This is a genomic window from Gardnerella sp. 30-4 (assembly GCF_001641215.1).
GTDB classification, from domain to species: Bacteria; Actinomycetota; Actinomycetes; order Actinomycetales; family Bifidobacteriaceae; genus Bifidobacterium; species Bifidobacterium leopoldii.
In genome coordinates this window covers 1-1,527 of the sequence record NZ_LXJL01000155.1, presented here as the reverse complement: position 1 = coordinate 1,527, position 1,527 = coordinate 1, and the positions used below count along the sequence as shown (strand labels likewise).

At 43.4% G+C, this 1,527-nt stretch carries 1 protein-coding gene; it reads right to left on the bottom strand.

Going from position 1 to position 1,527, the window contains the following annotated elements; all coding sequences use genetic code 11:
• Positions 1 to 41 precede the first annotated feature (41 nt).
• On the bottom strand, positions 42 to 1,361 hold the full coding sequence (tyrS, locus tag A5294_RS06330; RefSeq protein ID WP_004106818.1) for a tyrosine--tRNA ligase: 1,320 nt from the start codon (positions 1,359 to 1,361) through the stop codon (positions 42 to 44).
• Between the last annotated feature and the right edge of the window lie 166 nt (positions 1,362 to 1,527).

The following is a 1,527-nucleotide window of genomic DNA, read 5'->3' as shown; positions in this document are numbered from 1 at the left end:
AGCTTACAACAGATGTATTTTTTAATAAATACAAACATTTATTAAGCGCGCTCTACGGCACCGATAGCTTTCTTGCCTCGGCGAAGCAAAGCGAAACGACCGTGCAAGAAAGAGTCCTCACTTAGCACATCGTCGACACCACTTACACGTTCATTATTTAGATACAAACCGCCTGCTTCAATAGCGCGACGAGCTTCGGAAACAGTGCGGAACAGACCTGCGGCAACTGCAGCCTCAACAACACGATCTGCAACTTTAGCCTTAGCGAAATCTAAACTACCGTCTTCAGCCTTAACCTTAACGCCATCTAAAGCAGCTTCAAGAGTCTGCTCATCAATATTGCAAAGATTGCCACGTCCAAACAAAGCGGAAGAAGCTTCAATAGCCTGGCTCGTTAAATCTTCACCGTGAACGAAACTTGTAACTTCCCACGCAAGCACGCGCTGAGCTTCACGACTTCCAGGATCATCCTGAATTTGCTGAGCTAAACGCTCAATTTCATCTTTTGGCAAGAAAGTGAACACCTTAAGCAACTTAACAACTTCATCATCAGGCTGATTGAACCAGAACTGATAGAAGCGATAAGGGCTAAGCATAGAAGGATCAAGCCACATGGCGTTACCTTCTGACTTACCAAACTTACGACCTTGATTATCTGTAATAATTGGGCTAGTAAACACGTTTACGGATGCGCCACGAACCTTACGAATCAAATCCATGCCGGAAGTGAGATTACCCCACTGATCCGAACCGCCAAGTTGCAAGGTTACGTTGTAATTATCAAACAAGTACAAGAAGTCGTTGCCTTGCAAAACTTGATAGCTAAACTCAGCAAAAGAAATACCTTCATCGGAATTTAAGCGACGAGCAACAATATCCTTAGAAAGCATTGTGCCAACACGGAAATTCTTACCAACATCACGCAGGAAGTCGATAGCAGACATCTTAGAAACCCAGTCGTAATTGCTAACAAAACGAACAGGATTTTCACCATCAAGAGGCAAAATTCTGCCAATCTGCTTACGCAAACGTTCAGCCCAGCCAGCCACAATATCTTTAGAATTAAGAGTGCGTTCTCCGCTTTGACGAGGGTCACCAATCAAACCAGTGGCACCACCAACTAAAGCAATAGGATGATGACCTGCAGCCTGCAAGTGGCGCATATTAATAAGCTGCACAAGATTACCAATATGCAATGAAGCAGCAGTAGGATCGTAACCGCAATAATACGTTAATGGTTCTCCGTCAAGCGCTTGAGCAAGTTGCTGCTCATCAGTAGATTGTGAAATTAATCCACGCCACTTAAGCTCTTCAAACAAAGAAGCAAAACCTGCTTCCTTGTAGTTCCTGACCTGAGCCATTCGTATCTCCTTAATACAGAATACCGATAAATATCGGGCGCTTTGCGCGTCCACAAGCCTTTCAATTTTTGCAGCACATGACGACACGCATAATAAAAAGTGCCAAATATCATAACGTACGATACTTGGCACTATAACGTTACAGCTAATAATCTAATTTTAAAAT

Excerpts from the sequence above, each read along its gene's own strand:
- tyrS (WP_004106818.1), bottom strand. The coding sequence starts at position 1,361 with ATGGCTCAGGTCAGGAACTACAAGGAAGCAGGTTTTGCTTCTTTGTTT.